Source organism: Bacillus sp. UNC41MFS5 (genome assembly GCF_000686805.1).
This window is the reverse complement of the sequence record NZ_JMLP01000016.1, coordinates 64,730-84,984: the sequence shown is the minus strand read 5'-3', so window position 1 is coordinate 84,984 and position 20,255 is coordinate 64,730. Positions and strand designations below refer to the sequence as shown.

Below are 20,255 nucleotides of genomic sequence, written 5' to 3'. Positions count from 1 at the left end.
CTCTGATCCTATTAAGATATATTTTGAATATTATAGAGCTTCCTTACTGATTTTTTAAGGACCTTTATCGTAGTAGTATGACCTCTATTACGGTATACGTATGCTTTTTTAATATTGATGATTATATCTAAAGCAAGTGTTGTGCGCGATTATGCGTTATGATTCACTTGCTTTTTTTGTTGTGAATTTTTAAAGGAATTAACTTTCTTTTTGCTTAAAAAAATTAACCAGTTAGGAGATTAAGAGAATGGGAAAAGCACTTATTATTGGCGCCGGCGGCGTGGCTTCAGTAGCAATTCATAAATGTGTACAAAACAGTGAAGTATTTGAAGAGATTTGCATTGCGAGTCGTACAAAATCAAAATGTGATGAATTAAAAGCGAAATTAGATGGCGGTAAAACCAAAATCACGACTGCACAAGTGGATGCTGACAATGTAGATGAATTAATTGCCTTAATTAATGAAGTAAAACCAGATATCGTAATGAACCTAGCTTTACCATACCAGGACTTAACAATTATGGATGCTTGTCTTGCAACAAAAACACACTATATGGACACAGCAAACTATGAGCCAGAAGATACGGCAAAATTTGAATATAAATGGCAGTGGGAATACCGCGAGCGTTTTGAAAAAGCTGGAATTACCGCTCTTTTAGGCAGCGGCTTTGACCCTGGTGTAACAGGTGTATTCTCTGCTTATGCATTAAAACATTACTTTGACGAAATCGAATATATCGACATTCTTGACTGTAATGGCGGCGACCACGGCTATCCGTTTGCAACAAACTTTAATCCTGAAATCAACATCCGTGAGGTTTCTGCTAACGGAAGATACTGGGAAAACGGCGAATGGATTGAAACGGAGCCAATGGAAATCAAACGTGAATATAACTTCGCTGAAGTTGGTCAAAAGGACATGTATTTGTTATACCATGAAGAGCTTGAATCTCTTGCGCAAAATATCCCAGGAATTAAACGTATCCGTTTCTTCATGACATTTGGCCAAAGTTATATTACACACTTAAAAGCCCTTGAAAATGTAGGAATGACTTCTATCGAGCCAATTGAATTCGAAGGAAAACAAATTATTCCACTTCAATTCTTGAAGGCTGTATTACCTGATCCAGCTTCACTTGGTCCACGTACAGTTGGAAAAACAAACATCGGCTGTATCTTCAAAGGGAAAAAAGACGGAAAAGATAAAACCTATTACGTATACAATATTTGTGACCATCAAGAGTGCTATAGAGAAGTCGGTTCTCAAGCCATCTCTTATACAACAGGCGTTCCTGCAATGATCGGTGCTGCGATGATTATGACTGGAAAATGGAATAAACCAGGCGTATTCAATATTGAAGAATTTGATCCAGATCCATTCATGGAAGAGTTAAATAAATGGGGACTTCCATGGGTAGAAGACTTTAATCCTGTGCTTGTTGATGCATTGCCTGAAGAAGCTAAAGAGTTGGAGCTTGTTCGTTAAGATGCGGTTTGAAGAATTACCAACACCGTGTTATGTCGTTGATGAAGGTCTTGTGGAAAAAAATCTCAAAATCCTAAACGGTGTCATGAAACGCACAGGTGCTAAGATTGTTTTAGCGCAAAAGGCGTTTTCGATGACAAAATTTTATCCTCTCATTGGGGAGTATTTAAGTGGAACAACCGCAAGCGGTTTGTACGAAGCACGACTAGGTTACGAGGAAATGGGCAAAGAGAATCATGTCTTTGCCCCTGCCTATCGCGCAGATGAAATCGATGAGATTATCTCTATTTGCGATCATATTATTTTCAATTCTTTCTCACAGTTGGAGAAATTTAAAGATAAAGCACTTCAAGCTGGCAGGAAAGTTGGCTTGCGCATCAATCCAGAGTGTTCTACCCAAGTGGGACATGAAATCTATGATCCTTGTTCCCCAGGTTCAAGATTCGGTGTAACTAAAGAACACTTTCGTCCCGATTTGCTTGAAGGTGTTTCAGGACTGCATTTCCACACCCTTTGTCAGCAAAACTCTGATGACTTAGAAACGACTCTTAATGCAGTCGAAGAAAAGTTTGGTGAGTTTCTTCCGCAAATGGAATGGATCAACTTTGGCGGTGGTCATCATATCACAAGAGAAGATTATGATATTCCGCGGCTAGAAGCGTGCATTAAAGGAATGCAGGATAAATACGGTTTAGAAGTTTACCTTGAGCCAGGAGAAGCGATTGCTCTAAATGCAGGGTACTTAATTACATCCGTACTTGATTTACATCAAAACGGCATGGAGATTGCGATTCTTGACACTTCTGCCACCTGCCATATGCCTGATGTCTTGGAAATGCCTTACCGTCCTCCTCTTTTTGGATCAGGAGAAGCTGGCGAGAAGCCATATACGTATCGTCTTGGCGGGCAAACCTGTCTTACAGGAGATGTGATCGGAGATTATTCTTTTGATCAGCCATTAGAGAGCGGTGATCGCTTAGTTTTCGGTGATATGGCTATCTATACGATGGTCAAAAACACCACGTTTAACGGGATGCCATTACCTGCCATTGCTGTTCAAGATAAAGATGGAGATTGTCAGGTTGTGCAGCAATTTGGCTATCAAGATTTTAAAATGAGACTAGCTTAATAGAATAGTAGAAATTCAGATATGTGAAGGGTTTACCTTCCTTATCTGAATTTCTATTGAAAGAACCAGATTCTAATATAGGATCTGGTTTTTTTTATAAAAAAGCTGTGTTCGTAAACATAGTTGTTTTTATATAGTTTGAAAGATTTTCTAAAAAAAATGACTAAAATTTAAAATCATCAAACGTAATTCAGATGAGCAAAAATTGACCTCATGTTCTTACGGACAAATCTCTTCAATCAACAGTGTGAAATGTCCGTAATAGCGGTTCTTACGGACAAATCTTGCCAAGAGACAAAGCGAAATGTCCGTAATACTAGCTCTTTCTCGAAGTCTGATACTTGAAAACAATTTGAACATATTCTGAAAGCAACAATCTTTTAGAAAAGAAGCCTATAAAAAAGAGAGAAGTGCGATGGATGCACTTCTCCCTTCAACTTGCTTAACATTGCCCGAGCACATTAGCTTTCCTTAAAAATTCCCTTTTACATTGTTGATTGCTGATGCTCTTCGTTTTTTACCAAGGATAATGTCATCTGGTTTGTTAATTCACCAAGTTTCTCAATCCTAATGGTTACTTCATCTCCAGCTGTCAGCCAATCCTGCTCATGTTCCGGTAGACCAAGTATTACTCCCTCAGGTGTTCCAGTGATAATCAAATCACCTGGCTCTAGCGTTATATAGTTGGAAATATAACTAATAATCTCATCGCAATAAAAAATCATGTCAGCTGTATTGGAAGATTGTCTAACCTTACCGTTTACGATTGTTTCAATTTTCAACTGATTTGGATTGCCGACTTCCTCTGCAGTCACAAGATACGGTCCAACCGGACAAAAACCATCAATTGCTTTTCCTAATAGCCATTGATTCGTACGGAATTGAAGGTCCCTTGCGGATAAATCATTAGCATTGCAATACCCTGCCACATAATCTAGTGCACGTTCCTTTGATACATTTTTGGCTTTTTTTCCAATCACGATTCCAAGTTCTGCTTCATAATCAACTTGCTTTGCATCTGCGGGAATCTCGACTTTCTCACCGTGACCAGCTAGTGAATTGCCATACTTGTTAAAAAGTACAGGGGTTTTAGGCGGTTCCATATTTGATTCTTCCGCATGCTTCCGATAATTTAGACCCACACAAATGATTTTTGCACTTTTCGGTACACATGGACCATATTGAATCTGGTCTTCTTGAATAATGAAATCGTTGTTATTCTTGTTTGAATTAACAAAACGGTGAAAACGTTGTTTAGAGTCTTCATCTGCTTGTAACCATTGTTCTAATGATAGAGGAATATTCTGAGGTTCATTCGCCGCTTCCCATGCCTTCACAATGTCTACAATACCGGCATCTGTTTTCACACCAAATTTTGATTGATCATTCGAACTCACTTTATAATTTATTAGTTTCATATTGTTTAGTTTACCCTTCCACATGATAAGTTTTTTTAACCTAGTTTTATATTTCCATACTTTTACTATATCAGAGAGTTTTTTAGCGGACAAGGTTAGTGTTTTGAATTTTCCGAACAATTTAACTTCCAGCCATCCCTAGTTTAATAGTTTATATTAAAAGTCGTTTCTTTTGAACTTCCACTAGATTGACACCCTCTTTCATTTTTTAATAGTAGGCTCTGTTATAACTGAATGTTGATTTCACTGTGTTTGAAAAATAAACGGATAAATTCCGTTTAAACTGAAAAATACCCATATTTCCTTAAAAATAAAGGAAGTTTTTCCGCTTATATTTTTCCAAATCTACGGATTTAGTCTTATTTAGAGCAGTTAAACGGAATTTCTCCGCTTATATCTGCTTCTTAAGCTTCCTCTATATACATTAGCCGGAAATTCTCCGCCTATGAATTCTCATACCTACACGAAAATCAACAATGAATAATAACAGAGCCGAATCGTAAACTAAAGGACAGAGCAATTCATTGCCTCTGCCCTTCAGACTAAATTTGTTTAGATTTGTGCTATTGCTGCGGGCCTTTACCCGCTGAAAAATCAATACCCAATTCTTTTAGTTGAGTTTGGGCCTCTTCTCTTGTAATCGTACCTGCTCGTTCTTTTTCCATAATATCCTCGGCCTGCGCTTTCGTATCTTCATCGAGATTGGAGAACATATCAGCACGGTTGCCCCCGCCGCCGTCTAGGCCGCCGCCAGGACCACCGCCTCCGCCAGGGCCAGTGCTTGCAGGAGTGGTAATTCCGGATTCATTCAGCCATGTGACCGAATCCTCAATTTTAAAATTAACTACCTTTGTACCTCCAGAATAATCTCCATCCTTATAGAATCCATTTGTATTACTTCCAGTCGTTGAGCCGCCTGAATAAAGGGTGCAGGTACTTCCTTTTTCAAGTTTTGGGGAACTGATCACTACGGTTTGGTAGTCCTTTTCCGGTGCAAACGTTACGATGGTATTTCCTTTACTGTCTTCCAAATGAAGGAGTGTTCCTGCCTTCTGTGTTTCCGGATAAGTCATATGCATGGAGTACTGTTTTGAGCTATCAGATGGAGCCTGCGCCATTCCGGCACTTCCTGCAGCAATCAGGGTGCCGCCGCTTATGTCAAATGTTCCGTTATAATCAAGCGCCCCGTTGCCAGCATTGGTCGGACCGCTGACCATCACTGTACCGTCTGTCATCGAAATAGAACCGTTTGAATCCAGTCCATCCCCCTCTGCATTTACATATACATTGCCGCCTTTAATGGACAGCAATAGGTTTTCAGAAGAGGTTGATTGCATGTCCGGATTGGAGCCGTCATTGCCTCCGCCAATATTAATACCATCATCACTAGCATTCACCTCGACGTTACCATCAGCGATGGTGATGATTTTACTTTCCATTCCTTCATAACTCTTCCGGATGGTGATATCGCCGCCCTTAGTGAGGATGGCTGAATCCCCATGAATCCCGTCATCGCCGGCAGCAATCGCTAATTTTCCTCCTGTTATCGTCACGCTGTTATTACTATGGATGGCATCGTCAAACGTATCCATATCAAACGTTCCGCCGCCGATTGCCACCTCTGTTCCGGCTTTTAATCCTTTCGCACTTTCAGATTCCGCTTCAGTAGTCGTTGTTGTGGTATTGGTTTGACCTGACATTGGACCGCCTGCTTCTTTTGTGGCAATCGTTTCAGGACTGCCGCCACCTGTGGTAATGGAAAAGTCTCCATCAGCGATCCATAATGATGTGATAGCTTGAATCCCATCCTTTTCTGCTGTAAGGTCGAATGTTCCACCTTCAATCGCAACGATCCCTTTGGAAGTATCTTTATCGTTTGTAGATTTGATTGCGTCTCCGCCTGCTTTTATGGTGAGCTTGCCCTCTTTAACCGCTAATAAATCGCGGCCCATTAAGCCATCATCGGCCGCTTCTATTTCAATGGTCCCGCCGGTTATTCTTAACTCATCTTTACTTGTGATGCCGTTATTGTAATTGCCTTTAACCGTTAATTTCCCTGTGCCGTTAATAGTAAGATTATCTTTACTGAAGATGGCTGCATTCGGTTCATCTTCTGAGCCTTCTAAGTCGTATTGTTTACCATCCGTGATGGTGTTTTCCGTTCCTTTTTCGAGGGAAATGACCGTTTTTTCTGCTTTCTTCACATAAATAGGTGCATTCGTGGAGGAATTGATGTCAACTCCATTTAGCACAAGCCTGACAGTTGCTTTATCTTCTGCATCAACAATGATTTGTCCGTCATTTAATTTACCGCTGATGACGTAGGTCCCTGAAGTTTTGATTGCAATGATATTGCCATCTGCGACTGCCCCGCTGGAACCTTCTATTACAGCTCCTGTACCATTTAATTGAATCGATGTTGTATCTTCGCTTTTCCAGTCACTGTATAGATCCTCTTTGTCATACGTCACTGTCCCGCTGATGACATCGGCAATATTTTTATCGCCAATCGTACTCAAACTTTCTGCGTTTACCTGGGTTACGCTGTTGCTTGCCGTGTCTGTGTTGTTGCTGTTGCTATTGCTATTGCTGCAGCCAAATAATAATGCTGTACACAAGAGCGGTGCTGCCAATTTTGTATAGCTTGATTTTCTTTTTAACATGGTTAGCTCCTTTATGAAAATGGATTTTTTATGAGAAGTATTTTGCCTATGAGCCACATTATTAGGGATGAACCTTAAGCTAACCTTAATAAATCTTCGAAATTTTAAAATACAAATTCTTTGCTTTTAATAGAAGAAACATGAATCCACTAATCTTCAAAAATTTTTTCTTAAGGATTGTTTAAGGTTGGTATTTAATAATGTCAATCATGGAACTACACATAGAGGAGAAGATGGATATGAAAGCAATGAGCTTGAACGGCGTGAGAGGCAGATACGAATTGAAGCATGAAATTTCCAAAATGGATTGCTTCTTGCTGAGGAATAGATTAAAGCATGTAATGCAGTCCGATCCCCATGCCAAAAATGACGGCAAATATTTAATACGAAGTGTTTATTTTGATAACTTCGACAATAAAGTTCTGAACCAGAAGAAAGAAGGCTTTTTTGAAAGGGATAAGTTTCGGGTCAGGCTGTACGACAAGAATACCCATTTCATTAACCTTGAAAAAAAGAGTAAGCGCAACAATATGACGTATAAGCAAAAGTGCAACATTACAGCTGAGGAATATGAACAGATTCGTCTAGGCGACATTGCCTGGATGGAAACCGACCCGAGACCACTCATCCAGGATTTATATGTACAAATGAATCTGTTTCAATTAAAACCGGTGGCAGTCGTCGACTACGAGAGGGAAGTATTTATTTATGAATATGGGAACGTCCGAGTCACCTTTGACAGTTCTATTAAGACAAGTTTCCGTAACAATGAAGTCTTGAATCCCGATCTACCGATGGTTGAAACGACACCAGGCATTGTCATCCTTGAAGTAAAATATGACGAATTCCTGCCAAATACAATTAAATATCTACTCCAGCTCGGTGACAGACAGCGAGGCACGTACTCAAAATATCAGATTAGTAGAATGTTTGGATAATAGTAGAAAAAATTGGAGGAAAAGAAATGGAAATTACAAATTTTAAAGATATTTTTAAATCAAAGATTTTGGAAAAGACCAGCAGTATTTCACTTGTCGATGCCCTGATTGGGATGCTGGTGGCATTGGTTTTGGGACTGTTCATTTACATGATTTACAAGAAAACATTTACGGGGGTTATCTACTCTCATACCTTTAATATCTCGCTCATCATTATGGCACTGGCAACCGCTCTAATTATTATCGGTATTTCGTCCAACGTCCTCTTGTCGCTCGGTATGGTTGGTGCCTTATCGATTGTCCGCTTTCGGACCCCTATTAAAGACCCGATGGATATTGTTTATATCTTTTGGTCCATCGTCGTTGGTATATTATGCGGTGCAGGCTTCATCGCCCTTGCGATTTCAGGCTCTCTATTAATCGGTCTCGTCCTGTTCGTCTTTGTTAATAAAGTTAAGATTGAGAATCCTTACCTGCTAGTCATCAAATACAATGAAGATTCCATCGAAAACTCATTAGAAGGTGCCATTTCTGGACACGCCAAAAAGCATTCCCTTAAATCGAAATCCGTTATGCCGGGCAATGATTTTGAAGTCACCTATGAAATCCGCGTCAAAGAGAATGATCTGAGCTTCATCAATCATATCTCTGCCCTTGAAGGAGTAAAATCAGCCATTATGTTGAGCTATGACGGGAATTTTACTGCTTAACTACATCCACGAAAGAAGCTGATTATTGTTGCATATAATCAGCTTCTCTCGATTTTTTTGTTTTATTTACCGGCTTTACGGAAATTACATATTAAATTTCACCCTTAGACAAAATGTGACAAAGTTCACACTATAAAATCTAGTAGAATAGTATTAAAATTAAAGTATAATATAATATGTTGCAGTTTGGATGAAAACCAAAAGCTAAAAAGTCGAAGGACGTCGATAGCTGGGTTGTTAGGTATGCGGGGGGAATCATAGTGGAAAATGTGGCAAAAGAATCAGTAGGAGAAATAAGTCAACGGCGGGCGAAATCAACGAGATGGTATAAGAACTGGAAATTTATTACCTCAGGTATAATCGTTATCATTGCGATCATATTTGCGGCAATCAGCTATTATCAGGCAAATTACTTTAATGCACATATCGAGATTAATGGGACAAATGTCGGTGGACTAACTGCTGATGAAGCACTCAATAAATTAAAATCATCTGTCTTAAAAAACGTAGTCTATGTCGGACAACAACAAATTTTAGATGGAAACGATACAAAGATGGAATTTACGGTGGAAGATCTGACCGATGTCAAAAAGTTATTAAAAAACCAACGGACGCTTCTTCCTTCTTCAAAGGCGAAAAATTATTCATTATTGCCGAGTAAAATCGATCAGTATCGCAGCCAAGAAATGAAGAAACAAGTCGAAAAGAAGCTCGTATCAATGAATAAGAGTTTAACTCCGCCTAAAGATGCAAAAGCAATTTTAGAAGAAGGTACAGTTATCATCTCAAAAAGTATTAATGGCGAACAGTATGATGTTGCCAGTCTATTAAAAGACTTCGATAAGCACGGGTATACTAGCGAAATCCATTTGAACCCTGTATTCATCCAGCCAATTAAAGAAGACAGCCAGATTGTCAAAAATGAAGAGAAAAAGCTGCAAGAACTTCTTCAACAAACTGTTGAGTATAAAGTACAGGATAAAGTTTATTCTTTAAAAGGCAGCGAATTAATTAAAAATGCTTCTATTTCAAAAGATTTAAAGGTTAAGATTGATAATACCAATATTAAAGAGAAGATTGCAGAAATTAACGAATCTCAATCTACTTTAGATAAAAATTTTAAATTTAAGACCCACTCAGGTTCAGTCGTAACAGTTAAAGGGCAAGGCTATGGCTGGGCGTTAGACGTGGACAAGGAAACCAAGCAGGTTAAGTCCGCTTTTGAAAAAGGGGCGGAATCCATTTCTGCATCTAATACGGTCGGACATGGCTGGAGTGGAGAAGGCTATGGTTTTGAAACGACATCAAACAACGGCATCGGCGATACATATGCGGAAGTGTCGATTGCACAGCAGCGAATTTGGATTTATAAAAAAGGGAAATTAGTCATCACCACAAATGTCGTAACCGGTAAACACAGCACTGGTAATGATACATCAAAAGGAGTGTGGTATATCCTCTATAAACGAACACCTGCCACACTAACGGGCAGAGAGCTCGGAGGAAAACCGAGTTATGAAGTACAAGTTGATTATTGGGCACCTTTTACGAATGATGGACAAGGATTTCACGATGCCGGCTTTCGGTCAAACTGGGCAAGTAATGCCTACTTAAATGCAGGATCGCACGGCTGCGTCAATACACCGCCTAGTGCTATGAGTACCGTATATAATAATCTCAGCACATACGAGCCGGTGGTCATTTATTAAATAAGCAATTAGAATCAGGAAATCACCAATGATTTCCTGATTTTTTTCAATCATTTTCGTATGTTTATTCGTTGGAGGTTGATAGTTTATAAATGGGGCTTTCCATGTTATGAATGTGCTTGAAATTTTTTTCGCAAACTCCCTACCAACCATAGTAAAAGAGGGATTCCTACCATATTGACCGGCAGGGCAAAATTGATCCAATACTTATTCAAATAGATGAGGCCATACGTAGGGTTAGGAAAGATGACCGATATACAAAAAAAGATGGGCACGGTAACCCAGAGCATTCTCCGCCAGTTTTTGATATGGAACAATTGTGCCGTTCCATAATTGGCTAAAAAGAAGTAAAGCGATAATTTAATAAAAATACTAAGGATCCAGACCAGAACAGCCAGGATTTCTAAGTTTTGAATAAAATCCATTACCGTAACATAACTGACTGTATCAAATGCAGGGTGACGTAGCTTTGATGCAATTTCTGGTCCCAATATCAGTAATACTCCAATGGCGACTGAACTAACAAGCAATGAAGCTACGGCCATTCCCCAAACTGCGCTTTTTGGGCCCTTTTGGGGATGGTCCATAAACGAGAGGAGCATTAACATCATGACAGACTCCCCAAGAAAAGAGAGCGGGGTTAAGGTTCCCTTTATAATTGGCAGGAATCCCGAATCTGCAAAGATAGGCAGAAAATTGCGGTAATTAAAAATGGATACGGATAAAATCAACATAATGAGAACGGATAGGAGTACGATGGGACCAAACACTTCGCTGCACCGTCCAATCCCTTCAATTCCTCCACTGTAAGTTATATAGATTAGTATCAATAACATGGTTAACACTAATATCCACATTGGTGTAGTTGGAAGAAGTACAGTAATGGTAAATTCTGAAAATTCCCTTAAGATTTCACCGATTACAGAAAACCACTGAATAAGATAAACAATTACAATAAGCATTCCGAACCACTTGCCAAAAATAAGCTTACTAAATTCAACAAGTGTTTTGCCTGGATATAGAAGGGCTGCCCTTGAGGACACGTATACAATCATAATGCCTAATATTCCGGCCAGACAATAGCATATCCAGACATCTTGCTTAGCAACCCGAAAAGTTGGGGAAATGGTAATCAGAATCATATTTCCCGTTTCGAAAGTGAACATCAGCCAAAAAATTTGCAGTGCTGAGAGTTTCATTTTTTGACCTCACTTTCTTTATACAACAATGAGGGCCCATTCATTCCAATGTCCGTAATCGTTACGTCGGCTTTTACTGTAATCTCTGCCTCTGAAAATTTCTTATCCCAATCATTTTTCAAAGATTTCCACATTTTTGGATTCTTTCGATGAATCACTTCGCCAAATCCAAAGATATCCAAGCCGTACTCAGTTTGTACTTTTTTTATCGTTTGTTGAACTTGTTTTTGGGCATAAGTTTCGAATTCCTTTTCGCGCTGTTTAAGATTATTGTGGTACTGAACGTCCAAATTTGAATTACTTTCCCTTAAGGACCCCTCGCCCTTCAAAGTGACTGTGAACTTAATCTGATTATGATGACTTATGTGCGGTTTAATTTTACTACTAATTCGGTTTAATTGGAGACTAGCATTACTATCCTTTTTTGAAATACTGATCGTAAATTTTTTCAGAATTCCCATTACCCAAAGCATATGTTTGTTTTCTTCCATATTCAAAAGTCCCCGCATTTTTAGGTTTTGATCAAAAATAGCAACTCCTCCAATCCGTAGCAAAGGTGGATTAGCTGATCCCACTTTCCCTGCTTTTTTTCCATTCTGAGAACTACTGAACTCAAGAACAGGCAGTGTGGGGCGTAGACCGTCACTGTTAGCTGCCGACATGAAATTTAAGTAAGTGGTGTTCCCTCTTCCTCCCGATTCATCATGTATACTTAAAGCCGCAGTAGCAGGTGGCTTTTCTAAGGGATTGGTTAGAGAAAGTGCTTCTTTAGCGGTCGCCCCCTTGATGACAAATATATCCGTTCGCAAACTAACTTCGGGACTCCTTTGATTTGCATCCATCATTTTCTTAAGTCCACGACGGGCAAATTGTTCACCGAGAATAATTACACGCCGCTGACCAGAAAACAACTCCCTTGGAAGTTTTAACTGTATGTTATCCAAACAGTCGCTTGGATTTTTTCCACTCGCAGAAATCGTAAAAAAACCCTTTTCTGTCGCTCCTCCTGAACCGCCTTGGGTTTGCATATTAGAAGGAATGACAATTTGACCGCTTATTTCTACTCCGTTATTTTTTGCACTATCATAGCCTGAAGCCAGCCATATCGCCCGTTCATTTAATTCTTTGCTATCCCAGCATCCTGAAATGAAAAAGAGCGAAAAACAAAATACTAAATGAAGAATGTTCTTTTTCTTCAATCATCTCTTCCCCCTTTTTTCGGACTCGGCTTTTGTCCAGGAGGAATCCGTGGTTTATTACTACCAAAAGTAAAAATTGGACCAAACTGCATGGCCCATCGAGGCGACCTGAATAAAGTGCTCTTTAAATCCCGGGGAATCTGTGGGGCCACAGGAGTAAAATATGGAACCCCAAAAGAGCGGAGATTGACAAGATGAATGGTCAGCATTATAAAGCCCAGTGTGGTACCGTATAAACCAAAGATTCCAGATAAAATCAGTATGGCAAATCGAACGAGCCTAAGCGCAGTTCCAAGATTGTAACGTGGAATTGAAAACGAGGCAATTCCGGTTGTAGCTACGACAATGACCATGGGGGCAGACACGATACCTGCTTGTACAGCTGCCTGTCCGACGACAAGAGCTCCAACAATACTGACCGCTGAACCGACCGCTCTTGGCAGTCGAATCCCAGCCTCCCGTAACCCTTCAAACACAAATTCCATAATCAAGGCTTCAATGATGGCCGGGAACGGGACACCCTCTCGAGCTGACGCTATACTAATTAGGAGTTTAGTGGGTATTAGTTTTGGATGATAGGTTGAAAGCGCGACATATAAAGATGGTAAAAAGAGAGTCATAATAAACAAAACATAACGAACAAACCGGATGAAATTGGTATAGAAAAAACGTTCATAGTAATCCTCAACCGACTGAAGTCCATCCCAAAATGTCATTGGAGCAATGAGGGCAAACGGAGTATTATCGACGAGAATCGCGACTTTTCCTTCCAGTAAGTTGGCCACAACAATATCAGGCCTTTCTGTATTTTGAATTTGCGGGAATGGCGAAAATGGCATATCCTCAATAAATTCCTCTATGTACTCAGATTCTAGTATCGCGTCAATTTTAATACGGCCCAACCTTTTACGTACCTCTTCCAATAGTGAATCCTGAGCAATTCCCTCAATGTAAGCAATAACAACATCGGTTTGAGAAAGTTCGCCAATCGAGAGGGACTCCAATTTCAGTCTTGTGCTGCGGATTCTTCTGCGGAGAAGGGTAGTATTTGTCCGGATTAATTCTGTAAATCCATCTCTCGGGCCTCTAATAGTGATTTCTGTTGCCGGTTCTTCCACATTCCGCATTTCAAATTCTGTTAAATTGACAAGTAAAGCTTGTGATTCACCTTCTAATAATATTCCGACATTCGCCTTCAAGACCCCATTAACCAGTTCGTTCATCTGTGAAACAGTTTTAACAGGAGTAACAGATAAAAGCTGTTTCTCCATGATTTGTACTATCGATCGAATTTCAACGCTATCATTGGGAAGCCCCTCAAATACCATCGGTTTGAACAGCATATTCTCCAGAGTTTTTGTGTCAGTTAATCCATCTAAATAAGCTAAAAGAATTTTAGGTTTGCCAGTTATATATATAGGACGAATGATAAAGTCAGCGCAATTTTGAAACATTTCTTTTAAAATTTGCTCGTTTTCCGAAAGATTCGTACTGAACGGTTCGATAGTTTCTTCTCCAGGGGACAGTGAAATGATTTTCTTCCATTCATCTACCTTTTTTCGTTTGCGGAACCGAACCATTCTTGTGCCCCCCCTTTAATTCACTGTGTATTATTTTTCCAATGAGAGAGGTTTATATACACTTTTTGCTAAGGATAAGATGCAATATTTTACAATTACAAAAAAGTTGCTCACTACTCAAATTAGTCCTTAAATCTCTCTACTCTGTGGAAGCATGTTTTTGCTAAGAACGGAATAAAATCGAAAAAAGGACAATTCACTGGAAAGGTGATCAAAGTGAAAGAAATTACCTTTAAAGCATTTGCTGTCACCCATGAAATTGACTTGAACAAAATTGCTATTCATTGCGAGATTCCCAAAAAATTTACCTGGGAACAACCTTTAATCCTGAGAGGCTCCGTTCTAGAATCGATACTCCATAGCAATCTAGGCGATTCGCAAATGGTGCTAATTTTTTCTTTTGGCAGTATTGTCTTCATTAATCATTTATGTGTTGATGAGATCGAAAGTTTATTGTATTACATCCATTCCTTCGAACCAGATTTTGACATTAAACAGGCAGACAGATATAGCGACGACTACTGCCTTCATATTACTGAGACGGAGAACCTTGAATTGACGGATGAATATGTAGTCGTTCCTGAATATGAGGAGTTTTACCCTGAATTGATTTCTACTGTCATTGCAAAATCTGTGGCGCTTGAAAAGACAGAGGAACAACTTGGGCAAATCCATGACAAACTCGAAACCATGATCGACAGACTGGAAAAAGGCAACCTGCGAATTGGCAACAAGGAGCTGGCCCGGACGACGGCAAAAATCGTCCGTCACGAATACAATACCCTTGCGTATATCATGATTTTGGATAAGCCTGATATTACCTGGACGAGCAGCGCGGCCAGCGATTTTTACGACAGAATGGTGGAGTTTTTTGAATTGAATGATCGCTATAAAATATTGAAAAGCAAAACGGAAATTTTATATAACATCATGGACGGTTTTTCCACCATCAGCCATTCAATTCGGGGATTATTTGTGGAATGGATCATTGTAACACTTATTGTCATTGAGATTGTCCTGACGGTTTTGGAAATTGGTGGATGGCTATAAAAAAGGAGAGACCCCCAGTGACTTCAGCCGGGGTGCCTCTTTGCTTTGATTTGGTATTAGAATAAACCTCTAGTTTAAGTTCGCTTTCATTTCTTCTACAGATTCAACCTCAAATCCTAAATCAAGTAACATTTTGTGATCTTCCGATTCTTCTTGTCCAGTAGTTGTTAAGTAGTCACCGACAAAGATGGAATTGGCTGCATATAAACCCAATGCTTGTAGTGAACGAAGGTTGACTTCTCGTCCACCTGAAATCCGAATTTCTTTTGTTGGATTAACAAAACGAAATAACGCCAAAACCTTTAAACAATAAAGTGGGTTCAATTCTTTTACTCCTTCTAATAGAGTACCATCAATCGCATGTAAGAAATTAACTGGTATGGAATCCGCATCAAGAGCCTTTAAGCTATTAGCCATATCGACTACATCTTGCTTTGTCTCCTTCATCCCTACAATGACACCTGAACATGGAGACATTCCGGATTCTTTTACCGTTTCCACCGTATTGACTCGATTATCATATGTATGTGATGTTGTGATGTTTGAATGATTGCGCGCTGATGTATTGATATTATGATTGTAACGATCCACCCCTGCTTCTTTCAGCTGCTTCGCTTGATCTGGTTTCAACAGCCCAAGACAGGCACAAACTTTCAATCCATATGTTTCCTTTATTTCTTTAACTGCCTCCACTACGTGTGCAACATCTTTATTAGATGGCCCTCTGCCACTAGCCACAATACAGTACGTCCCTATATTTAAATCATGTGCACGTTTTGCGCCTTCAAGTATAGTATCCTTATCTACCATTCTGTAAGAACTAATCGGTGCTGTCGAAATAGATGATTGAGAGCAATAGCCACAATTCTCGGGACATAGTCCAGATTTCGCATTCATAATCATATTAAGTTTTACCTTTTTTCCATAATATCGCTTTCTGATTTGAAAAGCTGCATGCATTAATAGAAGTACGTCATCATCCGGACATTCTAAAATTGAAATTGCCTCCTGATTGGTGATTTCAAACCCATCTAACACTCGATCTGCAAGGTCCATCCATTTATTCATCTTTACCCCTCCATATTATTTCAATTATTTTATTGTAAACTGATTCCGTTAACAGGTTAACAATTAAATGATATAATCGTAAAATTTTTCTGTCAATAAAAAGACTCCACATGACCAATCACAAAAAAAAGCGGAGATATCTCCGCTTTTTCTTATTAATCATAGCATTCTATCGAAAATGTAAACTATAGTTCCAGTTTTTTTCTCTCTTCAGACACAATTCCTCTTACTGACTTTAACCATTCACCCTGTAAAGCACCTTCTGCTCTTTATCCAATTGTTGATCTAACCAGCCGACCAATTCTCCTAAAAACTTCTCTTTTCCCTCTTCATCAAAGGGGCGATGTTTGGCCATAGGGTACTCATAGAGCTGTTTATCCTTAGAGGATACTAGGTGAAAAAATTGGTTCAGTTTGGTTGGTGGTGTAATCTTATCCTCAAGACCATATTGCAATAATATCGGCAATTTTATCGACCTTGCCTGATTCTCTAAACGTGATATCGCTTGGACCAAGCCACTCCCCAAACCAGGTGTTACGATATTATGACGCAAGCGGTCGGAATAGTACTTAGCACGCATCGCTGTATTTTTCTTCATGAAAAAGATTCTCCGAGATTTATTGATGCTGTAGTCTGGTTTAACCTTTCCCATAATGGTTATACCTAACTGCTCTAACGGTTTCACTTCGTATGAAATGGCCGGCGATATAGCAATAATCCCTGAAATGCCGTCACTATAATCCAAGGCATAATCAAGAGTAATCAAGCCGCCAATGCTATGCCCCACAATATACAAAGGCCGATCAGGCTGATCGAGAGAAACGAGTTTTCGAAACTCGTTTAAGTCGCCTCGAAAATCACCCCAAGACCGTATGAATCCCCTTTTGCCGTCGCTTCTTCCATGACCGCGCAAGTCCAAGGCATAAACCATATAGTTATTATTAACCAAGCTGGTGCTAAGATTTTGCAGTCCTCCGCTATGGTCGCCATGTCCATGAACTAACATAACCACAGCTTTTGGAGCAGTTGATGGTTTAATCACTTGAAAAAATAGGTCCGTTCCGTCGACACCATTAAAAGTCCCTTCTGTAATCATCTGTGATAATCCTCCAGTTGCAAACACTATTTAAAAATGGATTTGAACATAGAAAACTTTTTAAATCCATTTTAGTATAAAACAATGTAAAAGCAATTATATTCCCGTGCATTATAATACATTTTGTAAAAAGAAAAAATAGACACCCTAATACTTCGGTCAAGGTGTCTGTTACAAAGTACGAAGTTAACTTCTTGCATTAAAAATATACGTTCAGGAAAAATTAAATGAAAGAAAGGAAGGTTAAGTATGTGCCCAGATATTTTGGAGGCTATTAAAAATGTAGTACATTCGTTTATAGATGAAGAGCCCAAATCGCCCTTACATGTTGGTGAAGTTATGTCTTGCTGGTTATTTTTAGCTTTATGCGTGGAGACACAGGTACAGACGGAAGCAGGAATAAATAGCACAACCGACCCTGAATTGAGAAAAGCACTTCATGAAGCAGTAGAGATGTTCAAATCGCAAAAAGAGAAGCTTACAGAATTTTTACGGTTAGAGGGAGTACCCTTACCTCCCACGAGTGAATCGAAACCAATCTCAGATCCAAACAGTGTCCCATTGGGTGTTAAGTTGACGGATAAAGAACTTGCAAACAGCCTTAAGAAAAAAATATCGATGGCGATTACAAATTGTGCGAATGCATCAGCACAAATCATTCGAAATGATGTTGGTATGATGTGGGCTAAATTTTTGCAGGAACATATAACCTTTTTAACAACCTTTAAATCACAAATGCAAAAACGAGGATGGCTTAAAGTGCCACCGCCGTATAATCCAGCAGGTTCACCGAATACAGGAAGGTGAGAAATTTGCCAGATGTATTAGAAGCTTGTAAAAATGTTTTGCAATCGTTGATGGACGATGAGCCTAAACCACCCTTACATGTTGGTGAGGTTATGTCTTTCTGGTCATTCCTTTCTGAAATGGCGGAGGAACTAGTACATTCAGAAGCAGGGATAAATAGTACAACTGACCCAGAATTGAGGAAAGCTTTTCATGCTTCCGTAAAAATGTTCAAATCTCAGATAGAACGACTGACAGAATTTATGCGATTAGAAGGAGTACCATTACCACCTTTAAGTGAATCTAAACCTATCTCTGACCCAAATATGGTACCGATGGGCGTCAAGTTGACGGATGATGAACTTGCAAACAGTATTGGTATTAAAATATATCTAGGTATATCATTTTGTTCTACCGCCATAATTGAGTCTATCCGTAACGATGTTAGTTTATTATGGGTTGAATTTTTACAGGAATATATGACTTTTGGAGTAACCATAAAAACACTAATGAAAAAACGAGGTTGGCTTAAAGTGCCACCGTTCTATTATCCGCCTGGTTCACCGAGTCGTTGACAGAATAGAAAGCAATCAAAAAGTATAATTTAACTGAATATAGCGTAAGGATTTCAATTACTTGTCAGCTAACGGATACTTGAATTTAACAAAGGGTTTCTGCAGAAGCTCTTTTTTTTTGCTAACGAAGCAGTTAAGTATAAGAATGAATGAAAGGAATTTGTTGTAAATATATTGGTGATAAAGCCTAAATAGTGGTGGTGTACAATGAAAAAGATTTCAAGTTTAATAACTTTTATTTTCCTTTTGATTGTTACAGCTTGTGGTGGTCCTTTTTCAACCACAACTTCCGAATTGTATATAGTAAAAAAAGCACATTCAAAGGAATATGAAAAAGCTTGGATAATAGCATTTGACCCCAACAGTATTACAGGTAAAAAGGAAATAAAAATGATGGTCAATGAACCAATGGTGTGGAACTTGATAGAGGTTAATAAAACTTATCTTACAACTTACTCGATGGAAGGAGATAATCCTTGGGTTTTAGAGCAAATTGCACATCGTGGTGAGGATGATACCATAAGATAAAAAAATTATTTAAAAAGTTTTATTAAACTAACTGATGGGTGCTTGAACTTATGAATTTTGGCTGCTGCAGCAGCTTTTTCTTATTCGACAATGATTAATGACGTAATTTACATATACTATTAACTATTAAGGAGATGAATAAATGGAAGAAGATTTTTATTTCTCAAAAAAACAATTTATAAGTGGTTTGATGATGCCAAAAAGTATAGGTGGTTTGACGATGAAAAGAGGTGATGTATCACTCGCTAAGATTAATGATGTGTGGGAAAAATACACAGAATCTGTACCAAGAGGAAGAAAACCTTTATCAAATCATGATGATCTAGTTTGGATTGGCGGAGGCAAAGATGTGGAGATTGAACGGGAGCAACTTTCACAAGAACAGATTGAAACTCTGATTATAGGAATGAAAAATAATCATTAATTCTAAGTACGAAGATGCTTTAATATAGAAGAACAGATAGTCAGCTGCCATACTTGGCGGCTTTTTCTTATTGAACTAGAGATGCAGGTTAGTTGAATGTGAAGAAATAAAGGTCGAGTTAGTTTAAGATATCCTAGGAAATTTTGCTATCGGTGTGGTAATTGTGACTCAAAAATGACCTAATTAATCTTAGGGTTTTATTGAAACAAGGGGTAAGGTAGGATGTTGCGACAGCGGGGTTGAAAAATTAAATACCTTGAAGACCACTTGTGTTTCACCCCAATAAAAAAGCACCCGATTATTCGGATGCATACTTAATTATTCCGTGTAAATAAACTGAGTATTCTCGTAGTACACATTCTCTTAACTTGATTTTTCCTTCACTTACTAATTCTCCAACCAATTCTTCAATCTTTTTTACATCTTCATTTGTAGCTTTAGGAATCTCTGTTGAAAACAAATTACCTCGACTGGCATTGTGTAGTTTTTTTAATAATTCAACTTTATTCATTGGGTCATCCCCTTTACCTATTATATTCGACATGAAGGAGGTTCTTTCCTTTAAGTTGTTTCACAAACGGGGCAGGTTAGTAAAAGAAGGGATCGGTTAAACGTCCATCATTTAGTATGATTAATGAATTTAATCCTAGTTAATATTCTAATTCGATTTTGTATCGAATAACATTTTATTGGTAGT

18 protein-coding genes are annotated in these 20,255 nt (G+C 38.8%); 10 read left to right on the top strand and 8 right to left on the bottom strand.

What is annotated here, in order from left to right:
• Positions 1–247 precede the first annotated feature (247 nt).
• Entirely contained in the window at positions 248–1,486 is a 1,239-nt protein-coding gene (locus BR30_RS0109285; protein WP_026564795.1) for a saccharopine dehydrogenase family protein, read from the top strand.
• Between the two features lies 1 nt (position 1,487).
• A complete protein-coding gene (gene nspC, locus BR30_RS0109280) occupies positions 1,488–2,615 on the top strand; it encodes a carboxynorspermidine decarboxylase (protein WP_026564794.1) in 1,128 nt (375 codons plus the stop codon).
• A gap of 485 nt (positions 2,616–3,100) precedes the next feature.
• Here nspC and BR30_RS32925 read toward each other — a convergent pair whose 3' ends face one another.
• Entirely contained in the window at positions 3,101–4,033 is a 933-nt protein-coding gene (locus tag BR30_RS32925) for a fumarylacetoacetate hydrolase family protein (protein ID WP_051633540.1), read from the bottom strand.
• A 563-nt stretch (positions 4,034–4,596) separates the two neighbouring features.
• Positions 4,597–6,696, bottom strand: coding sequence for a carbohydrate-binding domain-containing protein (locus tag BR30_RS0109270; RefSeq protein ID WP_026564793.1), 2,100 nt, complete (start codon positions 6,694–6,696; stop codon positions 4,597–4,599).
• A 239-nt stretch (positions 6,697–6,935) separates the two neighbouring features.
• Between BR30_RS0109270 and BR30_RS0109265 the strand changes: the two genes are divergently transcribed.
• From BR30_RS0109265 to BR30_RS0109255, 3 genes are all read left to right on the top strand, one after another.
• Positions 6,936–7,634 carry a polyphosphate polymerase domain-containing protein gene (locus BR30_RS0109265; protein WP_026564792.1) on the top strand — a complete coding sequence of 233 codons (699 nt, stop codon included), beginning with the start codon at positions 6,936–6,938 and terminating at the stop codon, positions 7,632–7,634.
• A 26-nt stretch (positions 7,635–7,660) separates the two neighbouring features.
• Positions 7,661–8,344, top strand: coding sequence for a DUF4956 domain-containing protein (locus BR30_RS0109260; protein ID WP_026564791.1), 684 nt, complete (start codon positions 7,661–7,663; stop codon positions 8,342–8,344).
• Between the two features lie 257 nt (positions 8,345–8,601).
• Positions 8,602–10,053: a L,D-transpeptidase family protein gene (locus BR30_RS0109255; protein WP_035445283.1), complete on the top strand. Its 1,452-nt coding sequence runs from the start codon at positions 8,602–8,604 to the stop codon at positions 10,051–10,053.
• A gap of 107 nt (positions 10,054–10,160) precedes the next feature.
• Here the strand turns inward: BR30_RS0109255 and BR30_RS0109250 are convergent, their stop codons facing one another.
• From BR30_RS0109250 to BR30_RS0109240, 3 genes are read right to left on the bottom strand one after another with little or no spacing between them, the layout of a single operon-like run.
• Positions 10,161–11,252, bottom strand: a complete 1,092-nt coding sequence (locus BR30_RS0109250; protein ID WP_026564789.1) for a GerAB/ArcD/ProY family transporter — start codon at positions 11,250–11,252, stop codon at positions 10,161–10,163.
• Positions 11,249–12,451: a Ger(x)C family spore germination protein gene (locus BR30_RS0109245; RefSeq protein ID WP_026564788.1), complete on the bottom strand. Its 1,203-nt coding sequence runs from the start codon at positions 12,449–12,451 to the stop codon at positions 11,249–11,251. Before BR30_RS0109245 ends, BR30_RS0109250 begins: the two co-directional genes overlap by 4 nt.
• Positions 12,448–14,031, bottom strand: coding sequence for a spore germination protein (locus tag BR30_RS0109240; RefSeq protein ID WP_026564787.1), 1,584 nt, complete (start codon positions 14,029–14,031; stop codon positions 12,448–12,450). The genes BR30_RS0109245 and BR30_RS0109240 overlap by 4 nt, the downstream gene beginning before the upstream one ends.
• 216 nt (positions 14,032–14,247) lie before the next feature.
• On the opposite strand from BR30_RS0109240, the gene BR30_RS0109235 reads away from it, so the two are divergent.
• Positions 14,248–15,081: an RMD1 family protein gene (locus BR30_RS0109235; RefSeq protein ID WP_026564786.1), complete on the top strand. Its 834-nt coding sequence runs from the start codon at positions 14,248–14,250 to the stop codon at positions 15,079–15,081.
• Positions 15,082–15,150: 69 nt separating this feature from the next.
• Here the strand turns inward: BR30_RS0109235 and bioB are convergent, their stop codons facing one another.
• Positions 15,151–16,149 carry a biotin synthase BioB gene (gene bioB / locus BR30_RS0109230; RefSeq protein WP_026564785.1) on the bottom strand — a complete coding sequence of 333 codons (999 nt, stop codon included), beginning with the start codon at positions 16,147–16,149 and terminating at the stop codon, positions 15,151–15,153.
• A 235-nt stretch (positions 16,150–16,384) separates the two neighbouring features.
• Positions 16,385–17,245: an alpha/beta hydrolase gene (locus BR30_RS0109225; protein WP_026564784.1), complete on the bottom strand. Its 861-nt coding sequence runs from the start codon at positions 17,243–17,245 to the stop codon at positions 16,385–16,387.
• 264 nt (positions 17,246–17,509) lie between these two features.
• Between BR30_RS0109225 and BR30_RS0109220 the strand changes: the two genes are divergently transcribed.
• The 4 genes from BR30_RS0109220 to BR30_RS32920 all read left to right on the top strand — a co-directional run bounded on the left by BR30_RS0109220 (position 17,510) and on the right by BR30_RS32920 (position 19,558).
• Positions 17,510–18,052, top strand: a complete 543-nt coding sequence (locus tag BR30_RS0109220; RefSeq protein WP_231507660.1) for a DUF3231 family protein — start codon at positions 17,510–17,512, stop codon at positions 18,050–18,052.
• A gap of 5 nt (positions 18,053–18,057) precedes the next feature.
• Positions 18,058–18,606: a DUF3231 family protein gene (locus tag BR30_RS0109215; RefSeq protein ID WP_026564782.1), complete on the top strand. Its 549-nt coding sequence runs from the start codon at positions 18,058–18,060 to the stop codon at positions 18,604–18,606.
• Between the two features lie 207 nt (positions 18,607–18,813).
• Positions 18,814–19,134, top strand: coding sequence for a hypothetical protein (locus BR30_RS0109210; protein WP_026564781.1), 321 nt, complete (start codon positions 18,814–18,816; stop codon positions 19,132–19,134).
• A 142-nt stretch (positions 19,135–19,276) separates the two neighbouring features.
• Complete coding sequence (locus tag BR30_RS32920; RefSeq protein WP_035445281.1) at positions 19,277–19,558, top strand: hypothetical protein; 282 nt, start codon at positions 19,277–19,279, stop codon at positions 19,556–19,558.
• Positions 19,559–19,856: 298 nt separating this feature from the next.
• On the opposite strand, the gene BR30_RS0109200 is transcribed toward BR30_RS32920, so the two are convergent.
• On the bottom strand, positions 19,857–20,069 hold the full coding sequence (locus BR30_RS0109200; RefSeq protein ID WP_026564780.1) for a hypothetical protein: 213 nt from the start codon (positions 20,067–20,069) through the stop codon (positions 19,857–19,859).
• Positions 20,070–20,255: the final 186 nt, after the last annotated feature.